General features: G+C 61.1%; 16 protein-coding genes. 6 read left to right on the top strand and 10 right to left on the bottom strand.

The window, feature by feature from the left end; genetic code table 11:
- Positions 1-20 precede the first annotated feature (20 nt).
- Positions 21-1,376, top strand: coding sequence for an aspartate aminotransferase family protein (locus VHX65_13495; protein ID HEX3999561.1), 1,356 nt, complete (start codon positions 21-23; stop codon positions 1,374-1,376).
- Positions 1,377-1,521: 145 nt separating this feature from the next.
- A complete protein-coding gene (locus VHX65_13490) occupies positions 1,522-1,953 on the top strand; it encodes a hypothetical protein (GenBank protein ID HEX3999560.1) in 432 nt (143 codons plus the stop codon).
- 92 nt (positions 1,954-2,045) lie between these two features.
- On the opposite strand, the gene galE is transcribed toward VHX65_13490, so the two are convergent.
- From galE to VHX65_13465, 5 genes are all read right to left on the bottom strand, one after another.
- Positions 2,046-3,059: a UDP-glucose 4-epimerase GalE gene (galE, locus tag VHX65_13485; protein HEX3999559.1), complete on the bottom strand. Its 1,014-nt coding sequence runs from the start codon at positions 3,057-3,059 to the stop codon at positions 2,046-2,048.
- Between the two features lie 257 nt (positions 3,060-3,316).
- Positions 3,317-6,088, bottom strand: a complete 2,772-nt coding sequence (locus tag VHX65_13480; GenBank protein ID HEX3999558.1) for a c-type cytochrome domain-containing protein — start codon at positions 6,086-6,088, stop codon at positions 3,317-3,319.
- Between the two features lie 188 nt (positions 6,089-6,276).
- A complete protein-coding gene (locus VHX65_13475; protein ID HEX3999557.1) occupies positions 6,277-7,461 on the bottom strand; it encodes a vitamin K epoxide reductase family protein in 1,185 nt (394 codons plus the stop codon).
- An 89-nt stretch (positions 7,462-7,550) separates the two neighbouring features.
- Entirely contained in the window at positions 7,551-7,883 is a 333-nt protein-coding gene (locus tag VHX65_13470; protein HEX3999556.1) for a PEP-CTERM sorting domain-containing protein, read from the bottom strand.
- Between the two features lie 126 nt (positions 7,884-8,009).
- Positions 8,010-8,294 carry a hypothetical protein gene (locus VHX65_13465; GenBank protein ID HEX3999555.1) on the bottom strand — a complete coding sequence of 95 codons (285 nt, stop codon included), beginning with the start codon at positions 8,292-8,294 and terminating at the stop codon, positions 8,010-8,012.
- Between the two features lie 508 nt (positions 8,295-8,802).
- On the opposite strand from VHX65_13465, the gene VHX65_13460 reads away from it, so the two are divergent.
- On the top strand, positions 8,803-9,147 hold the full coding sequence (locus VHX65_13460; GenBank protein ID HEX3999554.1) for a hypothetical protein: 345 nt from the start codon (positions 8,803-8,805) through the stop codon (positions 9,145-9,147).
- 455 nt (positions 9,148-9,602) lie between these two features.
- Here VHX65_13460 and VHX65_13455 read toward each other — a convergent pair whose 3' ends face one another.
- From VHX65_13455 to VHX65_13435, 5 genes are all read right to left on the bottom strand, one after another.
- Positions 9,603-9,971: a hypothetical protein gene (locus tag VHX65_13455; GenBank protein HEX3999553.1), complete on the bottom strand. Its 369-nt coding sequence runs from the start codon at positions 9,969-9,971 to the stop codon at positions 9,603-9,605.
- Between the two features lie 18 nt (positions 9,972-9,989).
- Entirely contained in the window at positions 9,990-10,337 is a 348-nt protein-coding gene (locus VHX65_13450; protein ID HEX3999552.1) for a P-II family nitrogen regulator, read from the bottom strand.
- 49 nt (positions 10,338-10,386) lie between these two features.
- Positions 10,387-11,118 carry a basic secretory protein-like protein gene (locus VHX65_13445; GenBank protein ID HEX3999551.1) on the bottom strand — a complete coding sequence of 244 codons (732 nt, stop codon included), beginning with the start codon at positions 11,116-11,118 and terminating at the stop codon, positions 10,387-10,389.
- 38 nt (positions 11,119-11,156) lie between these two features.
- Positions 11,157-14,528, bottom strand: coding sequence for a DUF1549 and DUF1553 domain-containing protein (locus VHX65_13440; GenBank protein ID HEX3999550.1), 3,372 nt, complete (start codon positions 14,526-14,528; stop codon positions 11,157-11,159).
- 195 nt (positions 14,529-14,723) lie between these two features.
- A complete protein-coding gene (locus VHX65_13435) occupies positions 14,724-16,199 on the bottom strand; it encodes a c-type cytochrome domain-containing protein (GenBank protein ID HEX3999549.1) in 1,476 nt (491 codons plus the stop codon).
- 650 nt (positions 16,200-16,849) lie between these two features.
- Here VHX65_13435 and VHX65_13430 point away from each other — a divergent pair.
- The 3 genes from VHX65_13430 to VHX65_13420 all read left to right on the top strand — a co-directional run bounded on the left by VHX65_13430 (position 16,850) and on the right by VHX65_13420 (position 20,835).
- A complete protein-coding gene (locus VHX65_13430; protein ID HEX3999548.1) occupies positions 16,850-18,721 on the top strand; it encodes a polyprenyl synthetase family protein in 1,872 nt (623 codons plus the stop codon).
- 152 nt (positions 18,722-18,873) lie between these two features.
- Positions 18,874-19,419, top strand: coding sequence for a hypothetical protein (locus tag VHX65_13425; protein HEX3999547.1), 546 nt, complete (start codon positions 18,874-18,876; stop codon positions 19,417-19,419).
- A 120-nt stretch (positions 19,420-19,539) separates the two neighbouring features.
- Positions 19,540-20,835 carry an NAD(P)/FAD-dependent oxidoreductase gene (locus VHX65_13420; GenBank protein HEX3999546.1) on the top strand — a complete coding sequence of 432 codons (1,296 nt, stop codon included), beginning with the start codon at positions 19,540-19,542 and terminating at the stop codon, positions 20,833-20,835.
- Positions 20,836-21,006: the final 171 nt, after the last annotated feature.

Below are 21,006 nucleotides of genomic sequence, written 5' to 3'. Positions count from 1 at the left end.
CTCTTTCCCAACATCTGCCCGTGTCCGAACGAGAACTCCAACGCGATCGCGATCATCTGATCCATCCGCTCCACAGCCGCGCGCTGGCCGATGAGGCACACGTCTGGACCGCCGGCCGCGGGGCGATTCTGATCGACAACCACGGGCGCGAGTTTCTCGACGCGCTGGCCGGATTATGGAATGTGATCGTCGGCCACGGCCGCGCCGAGCTGGGCCGCGCCGCCGCCGACCAGATGGACCGACTCGCCTACGCCTCGGCCTATTCCGGCAGCACGAATCCCCGGGCCATCGAATTGGCCGAACGCCTGGCGGCAATCTGTTATCCGCGGATCAACCGCTTTTTCTTTACCTGCGGTGGTGCGGAGGCGAATGAATCGGCCTTCAAGACGGCCCGCTGTTTTTGGAAACTGGCCGGCAAGCCGGACAAGACAAAAATCGTCAGCCGCACCTGGGCCTACCATGGCACGACGCTGGCTGCGATGTCGGCCACGGGGATCGCCTCGTATTGGCCGATGTTCGAGCCGCGCGTTCCCGGATTCGTGCAGATCGAAGGGCCGTATCCGTATCGCTTTCGTCCGCCGGCCGAGCTTCCGCCAGGCGACACGCGCTCTCCCGGCCAGATCGCGGCCGATCTATTGGAAGAAGCGATTTTGCGCGAAGGGGCCGACACCGTGGCGGCCTTCATTGGCGAACCGGTGCAAGGAGCCGGCGGCGTCATCGTTCCGCCCGACGATTATTGGCCGCGAATTCGCCGGATCTGCGATCGCCACAACGTGCTGTTGATCGCCGACGAGGTGATCACCGGCTTCGGCCGCACGGGCGATTGGTTCGCCCTGTCGCGCTATGGCATCGAGCCCGATATGGCGACGTTTGCCAAAGGCATCACGAGCGGCTATTTTCCGCTTGGCGGATTGGGCGTGAGCGATGCGATCGCCGCGGCGCTTGACAGCGCTACAGGCGATCGAACTTGGATGCACGCGTTCACCTATTCAGGCCACCCGGCCGGTTGCGCGGTCGCGCTGGCGAATCTCGATATTCTGGAGCGCGAACATCTCTTGGCCCGCGCAGCCGAGCTAGGCCGGCAATTGCTGGGGCGATTGCAAACGTTGGCATCGCACCCGCACGTCGGCGAAGTGCGCGGGCTGGGGCTATTGGCGGCGGTCGAACTGGTGGCCGACAAGCAAACGCGGGCCGAATTCCCCGCCTCGGAGCAGATCGGCCGCCGCGTTCACGCCGCCACGCAGCGCCGCGGCATGTTCACGCGCCTCCGCGGCGACATCTACAACCTCGCCCCCTGCTATGTGGCGAGCGACGCTCAAATCGACCGCATGGTCGAAATCCTCGGCGAATCGATCGAAGAAGTGCTCGGAAAGTAGTGGATTGCCGCGCGGCGGTATGTCAAAATAGGCAAGCCATCGGCACGCGGTTCGTAGATCGCCGTCGGCACGTTTGTGCTCCGGTTCGTGGCTGGAGCGCCTTTGTTGCGTTGTCTTTTTCCTTTGCCCACCGAGGAGAAGTGCGATGAACGAGTCGAACATGAATCGGCGAGATTTTCAAAAGCTAACTGCGGCGGCATTCGGCGGCGTCGTCGCCGGGAGCGTTCTGGGGCGTAGCGTTCTGGCGGCCGGCGATGAGGCCAAGTCGTTGCTGGAGGAACCGCACGTTTGTCGTGGCTTGAACACGTGCAAGGGAAAGGGAGGCGGCGCCGAAAAGGGCAAGAATGCCTGCGCAGGCCAAGGTGATTGCGCCACCGTCGCCAAGCACGATTGCAAAGGCGAAAATGCCTGCAAAGGACAAGGCGGCTGCGGCGCCAATCCCGGCGAGAATTCGTGCAAAGGCAAGGGAAGCTGCGGAGTCCCCATGACCGGAAAGATGTGGGACAAGGCCCGCGCCAATTTCGAAGCCGCCATGAAAAAGGCCGGCAAGAAAGTCGGCCCGGCGCCGGCCAAGTAGTGCAACACGAACGGCGGGGACGCGCGCCATGGCGCGCGTCCCCGCGCGTTTATCTTGGAGCAAGCCGCCGACGCACGCCGCCCCGAAACTGCCTATTTCGGGCTGACAACCGCCGCGGCGGCCCGGTCGTCGTAACCGGCCGGGTTTCTCCGGTGCCACTGCCACGCGCTGTCGATAATCTGTTCGAGCTCCGGAAACGCCGGCTGCCAACCCAACTCGCGGCGAATTTTTTCACTGCTCGCCACAAGGATCGGCGGATCACCCGGCCGACGCGGCCCGACTCGCACCGGTATCGGCCGGCCCGTGATCCGCCGCGCAGCTTCGATCACCTGCCGCACGCTGAACCCCTGACCGTTGCCCAGATTGTAAACCCGGCTCTGCTGGTCCAAGGCCCGCAGGGCGAGCACATGGGCTTGGGCGAGGTCCGCCACGTGGATGTAGTCGCGCACACAGGTGCCGTCCGGCGTCGGATAGTCGTCGCCAAAAATCGTCACCACCGCATCTTCGCCGTCGGCCAATGCCTTGCGCAGCACGGTCGGAATCAGGTGCTGCTCGGGATGATGGTCTTCGCCGTGATCGGCGGTTGCGCCGGCGGCGTTGAAATAGCGCAGCGACGCGTAGCGCAAGCCGTACACTTGCTCCAACCACGGCAATGTTCGCTCGAGCATATACTTCGATTCGCCATAGGGACTTCCAGGCATGATCCGCTCATCTTCGGCGATCGGCAGCCGTTCAGGAACGCCGAACAAGCTGGCCGTGGAAGAGAGAATGAATCGCCGCACCCCATGCTCGACAAGGCTCTGCAATAGGTTCAGCCCGTAAACGACATTGCGGCCCAGGTATTCGAACGGGCGAATCATCGAATCGCCCACACAGGAATGCGCGGCAAAATGCATCACCGCATCCGGCCGATGCTGGGCCAACGCCGCATCGATCGCCGCCCGGTCGAACAGGTCCCCTTCGAAAAACACCGCCTCCGCGGGCACTGCCGTCCGATGCCCTTGCGATAGGTTGTCGAAGACGACCACGGATTCGCCGCTGGCGACGAGTTGCTCGGCGACGACACTGCCGATATATCCGGCTCCGCCAGTGACGAAGACATTCATGCGCTCGCGAATGGTTTGCCCATCCACTCGACCTTGTTCACTCGTAAGGAAGGATCCGGTGTTTACACCGCAAGCAGGCTCATTTCGAGCTTATGCTAACCGCGTCGAAATTGGCATGCAACAGCCTTCCTCGCTAACGCTTCGGGCTAGTTTGCCTCCTCACTAGCCCGAAGCGTCAGCGAGGAACGGCTCTAACGCCACTAGCCCGAAGCGTCAGCGAGGAACGGCCTCAACCCCCAGCTGATTTTTGTGCAATTCTATTGCTTCGGCGAATAGGCCGATTCGAAAGCCAATTTGTCGGCCGAGGCTTTGTCGAAGGCGTCTTTTGCGGCAACGACGGCCGCTTGCGCCGCGGTTGCTGCTTGCGTCTTCAAGGCGAGCAGCTTTTCGGCTTCGGCTTGTGTAGCGAGGCGCCGATCGTAATCGCTCTGCGCCGCAGGCAAATCGTCGACCGCTGCTTTCGCCGCTGCCGATTTGTCGGCCATCGTCTTTTCGATTTCTTGCCGCTCGGCCACCCGTTGAGCGATCGTTTTCTGCATTGCCGCCAATGGATCGGCCGGAGCATTGGCTGTTTGCAGCGAGGCCAGTTTTTCGAGCGCAGCTTGAATCGCTTGCGTTTTGGCGGCAATCAGTTTCTCGGTTTCGATCTGGCCCGATACGGCTTGCTTTAGCTTCGATTTCGCTGCCGCGAGTTTGTCGGCGAACGGCTTCGCCTCGGCCTTCTTTCCTTCGACCGCCTTTGCCGCGGCTAGCCGTTCGTTTTCCGCTGCCGAGGCCTGCGCCTCGAGCGTGGTCATCTTGTGCTGGACTTCTTCGAGCGCTGCGGCGAGGCGAGCCGGCATTTGCTCGAAAGCCACCTTCTCGCTAACCGCTCTTTCGGCGGCCGAACGGGCCTGGACAACTTGCGCCGCCGCCCGATCGCTTGCCGCTTTCAACTCGGCAACTTGCTTTTCGAGCGTGGCTTTTTCACTCGCCGATTTGTCGGCCGCGGCCTTTGCCGGAGCCACGGGGGCTTGCGCCTGGTGCGCGGCGGTTGTCTTGGCGGCGAGCAACCGATCGGCATCGCTCTTTCTTGAGGTCGCCTGATCGAGGGCCAATTTTGCTGTCGCGAACTCTTTCGCCTTGAGGCCATCGATCTCGGCCTTTTTAGCGGCGACTTGCGCGGCGGCCGATCGTTCGGCTTCGGCCTTGTCGGCCACGGCTTTGGTGGCGGCAAAATTCTTATTGGCCGCGTCAGCCTGTTTCACCTTTTGTACGGCAATCATTTGCGCCGCTACGTTTGCGGCCGCCCTCTTTTCTTGTAGCGCCTTGTCCGCCGCGGAATGCTCTGCCGCGGCGGCGTTTGCCGCGGCCTGTGTACTGTTGAAGCGAGCGCCCGCATCTTTCAGCGCGGCGGCAAGCTCGGCGACACTTTTTTCAGCCGCGATGCGCTCGACAACTGCTTGCTGGGCGCGCTGCGCGGCCATCGCCGATGCATCGGCCGCTGATTTCGCCGCCGCGGCCAAGTCATGCAGTCGCTTATCGCCGGCGGCAAAAGCGGCAGCGGCTTGGTCGGCGGCGCCTTGCGCCGCCGCGGCTTGCCCGGCGGTCCGCTCGACCAGCATGGCGAGCGTGGGCGGATTCGCGGCCAGAGAGCCGACCTGCTTGCCATCGGCGACCGTGTAGACCCGCACCTGCCCGCTCCAATCGGCCGCCACGACGCGGCCGCCGTCGTGCGTGAACACGGCGTGCATGACCGGTTCGGGAAAGCCCGATAGATTCTTGAGTGCATTGCCGTTGCCGTCCCACAGCTTGGGCACAAGATCGCGGCCGGCACTCACCAGCCGGCCATCGTGTGCGAACGAGACGCACAGCGCTCCGCCGCCATGCGCGCCGATGTTTTTGATTTCCTTGCCTTCCTGCATTTCGAACAGCTTCAGGTTGCCATCTTCGCTGGCCGAGACCAGCACATTCGAATCGTCGCGCCAACTGAGGGCCGTAATCGCGGCTTTGTGTCCTTGCAGATTCAGATATTCGCGGGCCGTCGCCGCTTCCCACACGAACAGCCCCGCGCTGCGATCCGCGGTGGCCAGCAGCACGCCGTCGGGACTGAATTCGACGGCGTAGATCCAGTCGGTGTGTTTCTTGATTTCCGCCACTTGCTCGAGCGTTTGGGTGGAAAAAATTCGCACGATTTTCTGCGGGCCGCCGAGCGCAATGAGCGATTGATCGTTGTTGATATCGCAGGCCAGCACCGCGTCGAGTTCGTCGCCGACTTTGAGCACGCGCCGCCCGGTTTTTACATCGAATGCGACGGCGCAGCCCGATTGGCCCCCTTGCCCACCGCCGACGAGCAACAGCGAGCCGTTGCGGCTGAACCGCAGGCAATAGGGGGTGCCCTCGGGAAAGGGGAGCACGCCGAGTTCTTCGAGCGAATCCGAATTGTAGAGCACGACTTCGCGTTGCCCAGCCACGGCCACGAGCGGCGCCCAAGGGCTGGCCGCCAACGCCGTGATCGCGCCCAAGCGGGGCGTATAAATCACCGGTTGCCGCCACAGATGCTCCGGCATCGCGGGCGGACCGCTGGGTTTGCCGGCGAGACCGTTGGTGGCCAAGGCGAACGACGCTTTTTTCTTCGTGGCCACTTTCGAGCCGGAGTTTTCCGCCGCCCCGGTTTCGATCCACTGCCGAATCGTCGCCAGCTTCTTGTCCGGCAGTTTGTCTTGCATCGGCGGCATGTAGGGCATTTCGGCATGGCTAGCCAACGCCCAGAGCCGAGAGCTATCCACGTCGCCCGCGAGCACCACTTCGCCACTCGACCCGCCGGCCATCAGCTTGGCATAGCTATCGAGCGCCAATCCGCTCTTGGCCATGTTCTGGTTGTGGCACGAGAAGCAGTGTTCGCGCAGAATCGGCCGCACGTCGTCGTCGTAGGTCAATTTCGGACCCGCCGCGCTGGGCTTGGCGTCAGCGGCCAGCGAGCGATCCGCAATCGCCGACATCGCGGCAACGGTGACGACCGCCACGATCAGGATTCGCTGCAAGTGCATATTGATTCATCCAGCGGGCAAGATCGATCAGGTCTAGAGCGACCGGCGGTAGGCGGGCAAGGCAGGCGGGCGAGGCAGGCGGGCGAGGCAGGCGGGATAAGGGAGATGGATTCCGAATGTCGAACCATCGCCGAATGGTCTGTTTATAACGTGACCCGCTGCCGATGTCACGCGATTCCGCAAGGTTTTCATCGCGGATTGGGAGAGAGTCCCCACTCGCGCTGGATCGCCGCCTCCAGTTCGTCGCTATCGGACAGTTCGCCGATGAGGTGCGTCGCACCGAAGAGAAGCTGAGGCAGCTTCCCGCCCTTTAACAGCGCAAAAAGCTGAGCATCTTGCCGCAAGATCCCATCGATTCGCGGATCCGTTTCCGCGGCCGCCAGCTTCGCCGAACCGACAAGTTCGGCGGCGTGCGCTCGGGCCTCCGCCTCGAGCCGCACTTGGTGAGAATCCATGAGCCAATGGTCCATCGGAGCAAAGGCTTTCGGATCCGCACACCACACCGCAAGCGCCAATCGGTTCAACGCGCAGTCTTGCGGTTCGGGCGGTGCGGAGTCGACCAGCATCGCATTGCATTTCCGATCGAGCGGTGTAGGCAAAACGATTACGCCGATCCGTCCTCCATACCGGGCCAATGTGTTTTCGAGCACTTGGTGCGTCTGCCGGCAATGCGGACAAGCATAGTCGCTAAGCATGACAATGTAATGCTCCGTCCGCGGCGACCTGACCGTGGGCGCATGGCCGGGAAGCATATCGAATCGCCCGCCGGGGACCTGAAACGACGCAGCCGGTTCAATTGCAAATGATTTCGGGGGAACGAACCATTGGCCGGCAATCAGCAGGGCAACACCTGCCACGGCCGCCGAAACCGTTGCGCGCCAATCGCGGTGCCGCAGCAGTCGGCGGCCAACGCATAGAACCCATGCACCGGTCAGCAACCCGCAGCAATTCACCGCCAGGCAATAAGGGCAAAGGCTCTTCACCGCCAACGCTTGCAAACCGAGAAACCAAACTGCCGAGACCGCAGCCAGCACGGATGTGCCGACAATCGCCATGGCAGCAAACCGCCGTCGAGAGCCACCATCCACCCGGCCAAGCATCAAGCTGGCGAGAATCATCGAACCGTAAACGACCGCGGCGAGATTGCTTACCGGAATTCCTAGCCAGCGCGACCAACGGGAGTTCAACACGTCTCGGCATCCGGCCGAGGCGCTGCATCCGACGGGCTGGGCCGTTGGCGCAGCCGACGAAGATAAATACAGGCTCAACAGCAACGCCACTGCCGCGAGCGCGGGCACGGCCCAAAGCATTCCTGGCCGAGAATCAACTCGCACCGCATCGGCGACGGACGAAGTGGGAACGGTGTCCATCATGGAAGACTAGCGCAAAATAGCGAGTGCGGGGATAAAAAAAGCCCTCGGCAAATCGCCGAAGGCTTTTCGTCTGACAAAATGGGAGCTGCCTATCGTTCGCCGTTTTGGTGGCGGCGGATGAAAACACACAATCCCAGCGAGCTGATGCCGAACAGCGCGATCGTGGCCGGTTCCGGCACCGGCAGGGCCTGAACCGAGAATGCATTGAGATTGTTTGGGCCTCCTGGGCCGTTGACGTAGATCGCCTGTTGGCCGCTGCCGTCGGCGACGAACGTTCCAATGATCGAAATGTTGCTATTCAGCGAAAAAGTGCTTGATGCATCCGCGTCGCCGGTGGCTCCGGAAAAGTTTTCCGTCCTGCCACCGCAGCAAGTCCGATCATCCAGTCCCCAAAGCTGCACATCGTACGTCGCGCCGGGCATCAATCCGCTGATCGTCAGAACGTTCGGATCATTTCCGCCGTAGGCAAAGCTGTTTAGGATCGCGTCGTATGCGGCAACGCCGGTTGTGAAGCCAGAGGGGGAATACGTATTATTGCCGCTGATCGCTTATATGGTAGTGCCTTGGGGCATGTTGTAGTCGGTGAAGCCGTCGGTAAATGCGATGCCGTTTACGGTTTGCGTGCCGCTCCCTTGCGCGTATTCGGCTTGGATGACGGCCCCGCCGGTGTTGAGCACGTCGCTCGCGCTGCCGTCGGTCGTAATCGCTACCGGCGCGCTCCAGGTGATAACCGAAGCGCGGGCCGCAATTGGCAAAGCACAAACCGCGGCTAGGACGAACGCACAACGCAACACGCTTTTCATTGGCGCCCAATTCCGGGAAACAAGTGTCATAACGACATTTTCAGAATGATTGAGAGAGCAGCTCCCCCCATACCACACGCCCCGCATTTAGGCTGATATTAGCTAGATTTCGCGGACGGAGCAAGGAAATCGTGAGATCCAACCGGTTTTTTTCCTCGAGCCATCGCAGAACAGTAGGCGCTACAGGACTCGAACCTGTGACTTTGGCCTTATCAGAACCCCTCTTACACCACCGAAGGCTCGGCCAAAAATAACTTCCGCTTTTCGAACCGCCGGACTGGAACGCTCGGAATCGATGTCGAGTTCGGCAAAATCCAGCGGCTCGACGCCGTCAATCTGTCGGAGAATCTGGCCCCGGCCTACCGAGTTGGGTTCCACAACAAAACACCGCTGAATTTCGCGACTCATCACGTTCCGCTAAACGGGAGAAGCGGTAATTGGCTCTTGACGGTTCGAGCCACAGTGTCAATGATATTTTTGCGGGTTACCGCAATTGGTCCTGGGGAGTTTGATTGCACGGGGGAAGGAGCGGCGGCTGATGAAGCTGAATAAGGCACATACGGCGACGATCAATCGCATTGCTCGGCGCTACGGCGCCGCCGTTCCCGCCGACAACAGCTGCGACCTTCAGACGGCACATGGCTTCATCGGGGTCGAAACCGCCGCGACCGTAGGCCGCCGCATTCGACTTTTGAAAAAGCTCGACGGGCCAGCTTACATCGCAGTCACCAACAAGGAAGCGCTCTGCGATGCGCTGCGCGCAGCCCAGGGGAGCCGCATCGGGGTCATGGATCCGCAGGGCAACATCGTTAAAATGGCCGAGGAAAATGGCCGAGCGGGCGTCGCGGCAAGCGATCCGACGCAGAACGGCAGACCGACGTAGACGTGTTTCGACAGCGATGGACGACGCGGAATACTCGCCCGGAGCGACTCGTCGGGGGTCTGCAAGCAACCAATCGATGGGCGCTGAAGGAATGGGCCGTCGTGTGCCGCGCCGGCTCTCGGAGGCGTCGTGTGCCACCGGCCAGCGCAGTCGGCCAGTGGAATCGCCGCAAAACGCAAATTTATCGCATCCGGTTGTACGTCGGCCGAAGCCGCCGCTTCTAAACAACTTCACCTTGACTCGCATGCAGCTGGGCCGAGTTGTCGGCTCGATTTGCCGACGGCCGGCATGCAGCTCGTCTTGTCTCGCGAACAGTTCGAGACCATGCTGCAAGCGGTCCGTCAATCGCTTGCCGAACAGGCCGAATCGGGCTCTGCCTCGCTAACGCTTCGGGCTAGGGTGTATGCACTTGGCAATCGGCACCGGCCAATCGTCGAACGATAGGATGGGCGGAGTCAGCTGCCGGCAAGAATTTCGTCCATCCGAGCGTTAAACTGCCCGCGCGTATAGACCTGATCGCAGCCGGCGCCAGCGGCTGCCGCGAGGATCGCATCTTGCACGTGCGGGCCATAGGCGACGATTGCCTTCGGCGGATTCGCGGCTTGGCGGAATCGCGGTACCCACGCCTTCGGGTCGAAGTGACGCATCGTCAGGTCGAGCACCACCAAGCCGCCCGCATCGTCGCCTTTCGGCTTGGAAAGTTCGAGTCGCTCTAGCAGCGAGTCGGGCGTGGCGAACGTTTGCAGCGCCAGTCCGATCCGTGCTGCCGCACCGCTTACGCGAGAACCAAACATCAGATCGGTCGAGAGCAGCAGGATTGCCATGACACCGTGGCCGGACGATTAGACCGCTTCGGGGCCGCGCACTTCGCCGAACAGTTGGATCGTTTCGAGGGCCGGCAGTACGAAGATTTTTCCGTCGCCGATGGTGCCCTCGGAACCGGTGCGGGCGACCGACGCGAGCGTATCCACGGTGCGTTCCAAGAAATCGTCGTTCACGACAATTTCGAGCGCGATTTTCCGCAACAGATGCGTCTTGTATTCGTGGCCGCGGTACATTTCCGTCTGCCCGCGCTGCCGGGCAAAACCTTGCGCGTCGCACACGGTCATCCGTGTGACTTCGAGTTTGTTTAGCGCATCGCGCACCGCGTTCAGCCTTGTGGGCTGGATGACGGCGATGATCATTTTCATCGTTTATTCCTCGCTGCCACTGAGAAAAAACGGAATCGATGGTTCGGCGTCATTTCGCGGCATGCTTCGGTTTTCGCAGCGAATCGGCGAATTCGGTCCAAAGATCGTCGAGCGATTTGCCGGTGGCATCTTTCCACATCGCTTCTTTATAGCTTCCGGCCCGCAGTGCGGCGTTCAACTTCTTGACCAAGTTCGGGTCGTATTGCTTTTCAGTCCATTCGAGGAAAATGGCCGTCGTCTTGTAAGCGTCGGTGTATTTCGCTTTGTCCGGATTCAGGCGGGGGCGCCGGACGCCAGGCTCGTATTTCACGATGCGGATATAATCGGCGATGCCCTCGACCAACCAGCCCGGCGTATTGCCTCGATGGCGATACGATTGTACGACGTGCGTCAGTTCGTGGACCACCATGCCGATGTCGTCGGGATGCTTGCGAACCCAATCGGGCTGGATCGTGATCGTGCTGGCGATGGTCATGGCCAAGCCGTGGTAATCTTTGCGAAAGCGGATTTCGACCGATTTTGGCGGCGAAAACCCGGGGCTTTCCAGCAGTTTGTCGATCTTCGGATACCAGTCCGCGGCAACTTTGCCCGCCTTCTCGCCCCATTCCTTGAGATCGGGCGCTTCGGACGTGTCGAACGTCACCGTAACCCCGATCCCGCGGGCATCGACCGTTTTCCCGGTCCAAACCTCGTCGGCCTTTTTCGGCGTTTCGCCCGAGGTATCGGCACGGGCAAGTGTAGATACGCAGAGCGCGAGCAATAGTGCGATCGAGGCTTTCATCAAGAATTCCCGCCGTTTGGTTGCCATCCCTCCGGCAATCAATGATTGAACAAAAACGCCGGGCTATTGATTAGCGCCCAGACGATGTCTTGAGCGCCGAGCAGACGGGCGTTGACTCGGTCATTCGAGTGTTGGGCCACGGCCAGTTGCAGCCGCGCCAATTCGGAATCGAGCGAACGATAGTCCTTCGCCAATTCGGCCTTTTGTGCCGCCGATCGCTTTTCGATCGGGATTGCGATTAGGCGAGCGATGTCGGCTCGCTCCCCTTCCAGGCGAACCGGCCGCTTGGCTGCGCTCGCCGACAAGCGGAACTTGCCCAGCAGATGATGGCCGTCGGGATAGTGCTGATCGAGCGTGAAGGTGAGCAGCGTGCCGGTGGCGAAGCCGACATCCTGCCGGCACTCGAACACGGCCGTGTGATTGCGGCCTTCCTGTTGGTCGATCGCCCAACCGGTGGCCAAGTCGCCATCGATAGCTCCGGTGACATGCCAGCCGGGCTGGCTGTAGTCGGCCTGGGCGTTTTGCAAGGCGACTGGCCCGGCCTTTTTCGGATCGTTGGCCGGGGCCGCGGAGACACGGAATTCGCTGAGCACCTGGTTGCCATTCGGCGCGCGGCCCGGGCCGGATTTCGGCAAACGCGGGTCGGCCAGTGCCTCGATCCGGAAAGCCGTGATTCCGCGCAGATCGGTCTTCACCGTGAGGGTGTAGGTGTCTTTTTCCAATTTGCCGGAGGCGAAGATCACGTCATTGGGTTCTTTGGCCAAAGTGCCGCCGATGGCCGATTTGGCGGTTTGCACTTCCAGCGGAATCCAATTGACGGCCTCGGCCGCGTTCTTTTCCCACTCGGCTTGTTTGGCGGGAAGCGTCTTTTCATATTCGGCGAGTTGCGCGACCAGTTTGCCATGATCGTCGTCGAAAGATCGCAGCGATTGCAGGCTGGCGGCAACTTCCGCGGGCTTCGGCGGCCGATTCAACACGCGAATGAAGATTTCGTCGATCAGCCGATTGTCGTCCTTTTCGCTCGCCACCAATTGGCTCAGGCTGTTATCCGGCTGGTTGATCGCGTCGGCGATTGTCGGGCCATTGATGAGATTGAGCGCTTGGCCGAGCATCACCCCCGTGAACCGCTCGCATTCGCACGAGCTTTGCCGCGGCGCGCGGCCGAAAAGATCCAAGAATCCGTCGGGCGAATTGACGCTCGGGTCGGGTTCTTCCGCGGCCCGAGCCCCGGCCGGCATGTTCGACAGCCGGCGCGTGGCGCCGGTCACTTGGAACACGGCGTCGTACAACACCTCGGCCGGCAAACGGCGAGCCATCGCGTGAGAATAGTTCACCGTGTCGTCGCTGTTCCATTGATTCGTGTCGAGCGAACGTTGATACGTGGCCGATTTGCAAATCAGCCGCTGCAACTGTTGCACATCGAAGCCGTTCGCGATGAAGTCGGCCGTCAGCCGCTCGAGCAGTTCGGGATTCGTCGGCGGATTGCCGGCGCGGATATCGTCGACCGGCTCGATGAACCCGACGCCCGTGAGATAGCTCCACGCTCGATTGACATAGCTCTTGGCGAAATACGGATTTTTCGGCGAAACGGTCCAGCGGGCAAATTGCTCGCGAAGCGTGCCGCTGCGCGGGGCCATGTCGGGATAGGTGTAGGGGAATTCGGGCGTTTGCAGGGCTTGTGTCGTCGGATTGCGCACCTCGACTCCACTGGCGGCATCGTAGATGATTTCGCCGAGCGCCTTGGCCCCTTCTACATCGTTGCCGCCAATTTTCTTGTCCGCGTAGTGCGGATCATCTTTTCGGGCCACGTTGGCGAAGAACGCCGCCAGCCGCCAATGCTGGTTTTGCGTCCAGCGCTCGAACGGATGGTCGTGGCAATTATTGCAATTGAAGCGCACGCCGAGGAAAAGCTGCGTGTCGTTTTCCATCAGCGGGCCCGGTTCGCGGAGGATCTTGTAGTAGGAGGCGGGCGGATTTTCGATGTTCGAGCCGCTCGCCGTGAGCACGGCATACACGAACTTGTCGTACGGCACATTGGTGGCGATCGCCTGGCGAATCCAATTGCGCAGGGCTCGGGCCCCCTTTTCGCCGAGATATTTATCGTTGCACTGCAAAAGGTCGGCCCATTTGATGCTCATTTGTTCGACATAGGCCGCGCTGCCGATCAATTGGTCGATCAGTTCGTCGCGCTTGACGCGCATATCGCGCTGGTCGGCCAGAAACGCACGCACTTGGCTCGACGTGGGCGGCAGGCCGGTCAGATCGAGATAGATGCGGCGGATGAACTCGGCATCGGTGCAGAGGCCGCTGGGAAGCGTGCGAACGCGTTTCAACTTCGCGTCCACGAGTTCGTCGATGTAGTTGTATTCCGGCTGATCTTTCCAGACAAAGGCGCTGCGGTCGCCCATGACGGTGACGGTGGCGGCGGCATAGTTTCCCTCGAAGCGAATCAGCACCGCCGATTCGCCGCGGCGCAGGGCCGTGATCAGCCCGTGCTTGTCGGCCTCGAGCACTTCGATATTGCCGCTTTCGACGAACGCTTCGGCGGTCACATCGCGCTGCGAACCGTCGGCGTAGGTCGCCACGACGCGAAATTGCTGCTTCATGTTCGGTAGCGGAATAATCGGAGCCGAGGGGGAAACCTCGATCTTCGCCACACGCGGGGCGTCGCGGTCGAACTTCGCACCCTGCGTGATCCAGGTCTTGAGCATTTCGTAGTACGGTTCGCCCGGCTTGAACAGCATGCCGCCGACATGCGGCACCGAGCCGCTGGGCTTGAGCAACATCAGGCTTTGCTCGGGCATGGCTCGATTGAAGCGCCGGGCGGCAAGGTCGTCGGTGAGAGCCAGATAATCCGCGGCCGGATCATAACCGCGGAGCGAAAGCTTGAAGCCATTCTTGCCCTTCGCCGAGCCGTGGCACGTGCCGGCGTTGCACCCGACTTTCGACATCGTCGGCATCACATCGCGGACGAAACTGATGCGATCATCGGCGCCGAAACCGGAGACAGACACCGGCACCACAACGGTTTGCCCGGCGAGCGAAAACCGCAATTCGCCCTTGCCGTCGGCTTTGGCGCGAACCATTCCGGTCGGCGAGATTTCGATCACCCCCGGCACCGGGCCGGTCATCTCGGCCATGCGCGTGACATCGACCTTCCCGCCGCTGGTAAGCGTCGCGGTGAGGAGCAGTTGACGATAGTCGAAGCGATTTTTCAGTTCGATCGTGCCGGGCTGCGCTTCGATTCCGGCAATCTTGAAACCGGGTGGAAGGGTTTCGTCCGCGGCCGCAACCGAGCCGAAGGCGACTGCCGACGCCATGCCTCCGACCAGTGCTGCGAAACATGCCCACCGAGCGCCGCGCCGATCGAGCCGTGCGTTCCAATCCCCCGCCGCATGCACGCGATTCATGGTTGATCTCCTTGATCGAATCTGCCGCTATTATTCCGCCATCGCCGCCTAAGGCTCGGCCGAAAAATAACTTCGGCTTTTGAACTCCTCATCCTGCCTTCTCCCGCAAGGAAAGAGCGGTCTGTGGAGAAGTTATTTTTCGGCCGAGCCTAAGTTCTTGGTCGCCTAACGTTGCTGTTGCTGACGTTTCGATTGCTACCGTTTTGCCGTCACCGCGCCGGCCAGCGGCACCGGAAAAAATTCCTTCACCAGCTTGCCCGTCGCGGCATCCATCAGCAACACTTTGCCGCTGAAGCCGGCCGCGGCCACTTGCTTTCCGTCGGGGCTGAAACGGGCGGCGTAAATCGGGCCCGGTTCGCCTTGGAATTTCGAAATCAACTGGCTGTTCGCGGCATTGTAGACACGAATTTCGCCGGTTCCTTGATTGCTGGAGCCGGCCACAATCCGCGTCCCGTCGCGGCTATATTCCACGGCGTAGATCCGGCCCGGCATCGCCTCGAACTGGCGGATGAAATTGTCGTCGTCGCCGATCCGACGCGATTTGCCGGGCGGGCGATAAACGTGATAAATCTTCGGCACGCCATCCGCCCCGCCGACCACCACTTCGTCTTCCTTCGGATTCCGATCGACCGAAGCCAAGCCCCCCTTCAACGCGCCGGGGGTGATGCTCGTGATGTTGTCGACAAACCGTTGCGTGGCCACTTCGATCAGTTTCATCGAACGGTCGCGGCTTACCGAGATCAGATGCGAGGCATCTTTGCTGAACACGGTGCCCAACACCCAATCATTGTGTGCCCCTTGAAACAGCACTTGCTTTCCCGAATGAGCATCGATCGCGCGAACCGAATTATCGGCACAGCCAAATGCGATTCGACTGCCGTCGGGCGACCAACTCACGCCATACAGCGTGTCGTAGGTCATCGGCACCGAGAGCAACAGCTTGCGTTTTTCGATATCCCAAACTTGAATCTCGCCCAAGCGAGCCGGCGAACCGCCCGCAACGGCCAGCAATTTGCCGTCGGGCGAAAATGCCAACGATTGAACCCGCTCCGACAGCCCCACCAACCGGCCGACCATCGCCGAGCCGTCGGCCTTCCAGAGCAGAACTTCGTGATACCCGGAAACTGCGAGCAGCTTGCCATCCGGCGAATAGTCGAGCGATGTCAGAACCGGCGGCAGATGATACACGGGCGGATGCGCCGCGTCGAACACCACGGATGCACTCGCCGGCGTATCGTCGACGGCGCCTTCAGCAATCCAGCGGCGGATAAGACCGATCTGGGCCGCGGCCAATGGGCTCTTACCTTTCGGCATATCCACTTTGCCCTTCGTCGGCGTGATTTGGCTTAGTAGATTGCTGTCGGCGGCCTTGCCGGGTACGACGGCTGGTGAACCGCTTTCGCCCCCTTTCAACAGCGCCGCGAACGGAGTCATCACATATTGACCGCTCCGCTTGGCCGGCTGATGGCAGCCTTGGCACTGCTCTTGCAAGATCGGGCGGATGTCGCGGAAGTAGCTGACTTTGACCGCTGGCTCGGGCGCGGCGGCTTTCGGGTCGTTTGGCCTTTCAGCCGCTCGAACCGAATTGGACCAAATCGAAGTTATTGCCAACCCCAGAATCGCAATTGCGAAACAACGCCGGACATCGCTTGCGCTTCGGCCGCCATTCATGCGAAATTCCTCGTGAAATCTCTTTCCCGTGAATCCATTTCCGAGCGCCGGCAACGGATTGGCCTTATCCGCAATGCGGCGCCCCGCGCGCCATTGGAAATTAGCGTGCTCCGCCATCGGATACGCTTTCATCAAATAGGCTGCGGCTAGGAGGGAGGGTGTGTAGGCGAGCAGTCGGCGGAAGCATTTCAATCGAACATCCAGCGACAACAAAAACCGCACGACCGGCGCCGCAGCGATGGCCGATCGCCTTCCAAATCTCCGACTACCGCCGATTGTAGCTAATCCGATGCTAGAAGAGCAAGCAAATTTCTGGGCCCGCAGCGCCGAATCCGATGCGGCAAAAGGGTTTGAAGCGATCGCCGCCCGCAGCGTGTTAAACGGCGGCGGCGATTTGCGGTTCGTGTTTGGCGTGGGATTGCGTGTTGCCGGTCGCGTGCGGTCAGGTTCGTGGGCGTGCGGTTCACAGTCGGAATTGCTTTGTTATGATGTTCGGCGGCGTTCGGCTCAGCTGGCGGCAAATTTGCCTCCAGCGCGCGGCGCGCGCTAGTGGTCGGTCTTCGCAGCAAAGCTTTTTGGGCAGCGTCAGAGCAGATCAAACGTTATCTTCGACTTGCTTGTATTGATCGACCGCTAAGGAAGGATTTCCCTTGTCGAGCGCCATTCGGAAGCTTTCACCAGCCGGCCGCATTTCCCGTTCGTCCGCTCGCCTGGCCAAACCTGCCGAGGCGAGCGAAATGGCCGAAACAGCCGATGGCCCGTCGGCGGAGCGGGGTTTCCTGAGCACGACCGCTCATATCAAGCGAATTCCGCGTCCGAAGTCGCTTCGAGAGCGGTTGCGGCGCAAGGCGTCGCTGCTGGCTGAGCGCATCGAACAAGCGGCACTACCGAAGCAGCCCGAGTTGGAACGGCTCGCCCGCGAATTACTGACCGAATTGGAGTTGCCCGAGGGCTTCGTCGGCTGGACGATGGTGATGCTGGCCTCGGCATTCTGGCAACCGAAAATTGCCGCCGTCCCCCGTGACCGGCGGTTGCTGTTGTTGCCCGGCAGCCTGTCGCATGCGGCCGATTGCCAGGGAGCGATCTCCGCGCGGCAAATGCCCGATTGCGCTCGTTGTGCGATCGCTTGGCTCCGGCGACGTGCCGAGCGGCTCGGGTATCGGGTGTTGTGGGCGGAAGAATCGGTTGCGGCGCTTGAGGCACTGGCAAGCGCCGAGATCGACGCCGTAATGGGCGTGGCGTCGCTCGATTTATTGGAGAAGGCGCTCAACCAGATTCCGCAGTTCGAGGTTCCCTGCATGGCAATACCACTGGTCGATGGAGCCGCGGACGACTGCGCGAGATCTGAATCCGGTCCGTCGGTGGCGTTCGACGGCGATTGGATCCGGCGGATGATCGATTTGGACTTCGTGGCCGACGATGCGTCAGCGCCTAATTACCGGCATTTGATTCGGGCGGCCCAGCGGATGTTCGATCCCGACGAACTCGAGCAGCTCGCCCCGCGGATGCGGATCGGCCCACGGCTGGCCGAGTTGAATGGCCAAGGGGCGGCCCTGCTCGATCCGCTGGCGGGCACCGAAGCGATCGCCTACGACTTTCTGACCCGCGGCGGCAAGCACTCGCGGCCATTCATCACGCTCGCCGTTTACGACGCCATGACCGGCGGCCGCTGCACGCTTTCCGACGGTCACCGCAGCGTCGCCGAGCTGCCGCTTTCCGTGAAACGCGCCGCGGTTTCGATCGAAACATTTCACAAAGCCTCGCTGGTCCACGACGACATTGAAGACGACGATCAATTCCGTTACGGCGCCGCGACGTTGCATCGCGCGCTGGGCGTTTCGACCGCGATCAACGTCGGCGACTATCTGATCGGTCTCGGCTACCGATTGGTCAGCCGCGAAAGCAGCGCGCTCGGGGCCGATGCTGTCAGCGACATCATGGACCGCCTTGCCGAGGCTCACATGAAGCTGACCGAAGGGCAAGGGGCCGAATTGTTGTGGCGCGATTCGCGCCGCAAGCTGCTTTCGGTGGCCGAATCGCTCGAGATTTATGCCTTGAAAACCGCGCCGGCCTTCGAAGCCGCGCTGATTACCGGCTTGCGACTCGCGGGGCCGAGCGAAGCCTATTTGAAGCCGATCGGCGAATTCGCAAAACACCTCGGCATCGCATTTCAGATCCAAAATGATCTGGCCGATTGGGAGCCCGACAATCATAATAAACTCGTCGCGGCTGGCGACGTGCTGGGCGGACGGCCGACGCTGTTGTGGGCGTTGGCCCTAGAAGGCCTTGCCGAGCCAAGCCGTTTGCGACTACAGTCGCTGGCCACGAGTTCGCCGGTGAGCGAAGCGATCGTGTGTGAGATTCGCGACCTTTATCGCCTAGCCGAAGTGTTTGACAAAGCGCAGCGATTGGTACAAGAATACGACAATCGAGCCCGATCGGTGGCTGAATCGGTCGGGCCCGCCGCATTGTGCCGGTTGTTGCACTATTTGATCGATGTTGTTTTAAAAACGCGTTGCTAAAGCCCCCGCGGAATTCTCGTACCTCGCGGCAACGCCGGCAGCCAACGAGAAACCCACCCCACCCCAATTTCCCGCCTGTTTTTGCCGGTCAAGCCTTGGGCTCGACCGGTCGGTCTGAAAAGCTGGCCCCTAACCGAGTCGGCTCGATTGCCGTGAGTACGCATCCGCGCGTCGTTCCCGAGTTGGAGACGCTGGTGGCGTTGTTTTACGACGCGCCGGAGGAGCTCGGCTATTGCCGCGAGGTGAATCGCGACGAACTTCCATCCGTGTATCGCAAGCTGCTCGCTCACGAGCACCACATGACCGTCACCGTCGAGAAGCACCACGGTTCGCTGGTGGATGTTGAAGTGCTCGACTCGCGGCTTGACGCGGATCACTATTCGCGAAAGATTCTGCTCAAGCGCTGCAGCGATGGCCGGGTCGTGCAATTCGGCATTGTGCGGTTGAATTTCGCGCACGTCAGCGATATCGTGCGCCGCGAGGTGGAAAGCCGCTCGGCGCCGCTGGGGCGCATCCTGATTCGCAACAAGGTGCTGCGAAGCGTCGAATTATTCAATTTGTGGGAGATCGCGCCGGGGCCGGATCTGTGCCGGCTGTTCGACATGCGGCCCGACCAGCGCACCTACGGCCGCACGGCGCTCATCCATTGCAACGGCGAGCCGGCCGTGGAACTCTTGGAGATCGTCGTGCCGGCGTGAACGGCAGTCACCATCCGACGGCCAACGCGCGAAACCCCAAAGCGAGATGCTTGCCGCGGCGGAGTGGCAAGTTGGGTCGGCCATATTTTGGAACACGGTAACCTGGCAACGAAAACGCATATGAACGATTCTTACGATTGCATCGTGATCGGCGGCGGACCGGCGGGATCGACCGCGGCCGCGCTGGTGGCCGAGGCAGGGCGGAACACGCTTCTTTTGGAACGGGAAAAATTCCCCCGCTTCCATGTCGGTGAATCGCTGATGCCCGAATCATATTGGTCGTTCAAGCGGCTCGGCGTGCTCGACAAGTTGAAACAGGGCCACTTTCAGCGCAAGTTCAGCGTGCAATTCGCCAGCCACACGGGGCGCGAGTCGCAGCCGTTTTATTTCTCCGAACGCGATCCACGCGAATGCTCCGAAACCTGGCAAGTGCTGCGCAGCGAACTCGACGAAATGCTGTTCAAGAATGCCGCCGAAAAAGGGGCCGATTGCCACGATCAGACACGCGTGCTCGATGTGCTCTTCGACGGCCGGCGAGCCACCGGAGTGCGCATCGAAACGGCCGACGGGCAATCGCGCGATATCGCCGCTCGAGTGGTCGTCGATGCGACCGGGCAGCAATCGATCATCGCCAACCGCATGGGCATTCGGCAACCGAATCCGAAACTGAAAAAAGCAGCTATCTGGCACTATTATCGCAACGCCCGGCGCGATAGCGGCCGCAACGAAGGGGCCACGCTCGTGCTCTACACCAACGACAAGAAGGCTTGGTTCTGGTATATCCCGCTGCACGACAATATCGTCAGCATCGGCGTAGTGGCCGACGCGGCGCATTTATTGAAAGGCCGTGGGACGCCCGACGAGGTGTATTTCGAGGAAGTGGAAAAATGCCCGGCGCTCAAGGCCCGATTGGCCGACGCCGAGCTGACCAGCAACGTCCGCGTGTTGCGGGAATTTTCTTACACATCCAGCGAAGCGGCCGGCGACGGCTGGGTGCTGATCGGCGATGCGTATGTGTTTCTCGACCCGATCTATAGCTCGGGCGTATTTCTGGCGTTGAAGTCGGGCGAAATGGCCGGCGATTGCATCATCGACGCGCTCAAAGCCAACGATCCTTCCGCCGCTCGGCTTGGCGCCTGGGCAAAGCCGTTCACCGACGGCGTGTATTGGATGAGCAAACTGGTCTACGCGTTCTACAACGATTCCTTCAGCTTCGGCCGATTCATCAAGAACTACCCGCATCACGTGGGCAACGTCACCGATCTATTGGTTGGCAAAGTTTTCCAACCATCGGCCGCCGACGTGTTCAAAGACATGGACCCGTGGATCGAACAAGCGGCGGCGACGAAGGCGAATCCGTCCGAAAAAACTGGGGAAAAGCCCGCCGAAAAGCCGGCGAGCGCCGCGGCGTCGTAGGGAGCGGAAAAGGGAGCGGAAAAGGTGTCGGGCACGAATGGCACTGTCGGCCGGATTGGTTGCCGCACGCGCATGGCGCGATAGGCGCGGCGCTGGAATTTTGTTATTTTCCTGGCCGTCGCAAGTGATCTTGTGGCGATAGCCGCCCTTGGCTATTAATTTTGAGCCCTC

It is taken from the genome of Pirellulales bacterium, from assembly GCA_036267355.1.
Lineage (GTDB): Bacteria > Planctomycetota > Planctomycetia > Pirellulales > DATAWG01 > DATAWG01.
The sequence above is the reverse complement of the archived record's forward strand: the minus strand, read 5'-3'. Positions and strand labels throughout refer to the sequence as shown.

What these genes read in the sequence shown, in the direction of transcription:
- VHX65_13490 (HEX3999560.1), top strand. Translation starts at nt 1,522, where the DNA reads ATGAACGAGTCGAACATGAATCGGCGAGATTTTCAAAAGCTAACTGCG.
- galE (HEX3999559.1), bottom strand. Translation starts at nt 3,059, where the DNA reads ATGAATGTCTTCGTCACTGGCGGAGCCGGATATATCGGCAGTGTCGTC.
- VHX65_13480 (HEX3999558.1), bottom strand. Translation starts at nt 6,088, where the DNA reads ATGCACTTGCAGCGAATCCTGATCGTGGCGGTCGTCACCGTTGCCGCG.
- VHX65_13475 (HEX3999557.1), bottom strand. Translation starts at nt 7,461, where the DNA reads ATGATGGACACCGTTCCCACTTCGTCCGTCGCCGATGCGGTGCGAGTT.
- VHX65_13470 (HEX3999556.1), bottom strand. Translation starts at nt 7,883, where the DNA reads ATGCCCGGCGCGACGTACGATGTGCAGCTTTGGGGACTGGATGATCGG.
- VHX65_13465 (HEX3999555.1), bottom strand. Translation starts at nt 8,294, where the DNA reads ATGACACTTGTTTCCCGGAATTGGGCGCCAATGAAAAGCGTGTTGCGT.
- VHX65_13460 (HEX3999554.1), top strand. Translation starts at nt 8,803, where the DNA reads ATGAAGCTGAATAAGGCACATACGGCGACGATCAATCGCATTGCTCGG.
- VHX65_13455 (HEX3999553.1), bottom strand. Translation starts at nt 9,971, where the DNA reads ATGGCAATCCTGCTGCTCTCGACCGATCTGATGTTTGGTTCTCGCGTA.
- VHX65_13450 (HEX3999552.1), bottom strand. Translation starts at nt 10,337, where the DNA reads ATGAAAATGATCATCGCCGTCATCCAGCCCACAAGGCTGAACGCGGTG.
- VHX65_13445 (HEX3999551.1), bottom strand. Translation starts at nt 11,118, where the DNA reads ATGAAAGCCTCGATCGCACTATTGCTCGCGCTCTGCGTATCTACACTT.
- VHX65_13440 (HEX3999550.1), bottom strand. Translation starts at nt 14,528, where the DNA reads ATGAATCGCGTGCATGCGGCGGGGGATTGGAACGCACGGCTCGATCGG.
- VHX65_13435 (HEX3999549.1), bottom strand. Translation starts at nt 16,199, where the DNA reads ATGAATGGCGGCCGAAGCGCAAGCGATGTCCGGCGTTGTTTCGCAATT.
- VHX65_13420 (HEX3999546.1), top strand. Translation starts at nt 19,540, where the DNA reads ATGAACGATTCTTACGATTGCATCGTGATCGGCGGCGGACCGGCGGGA.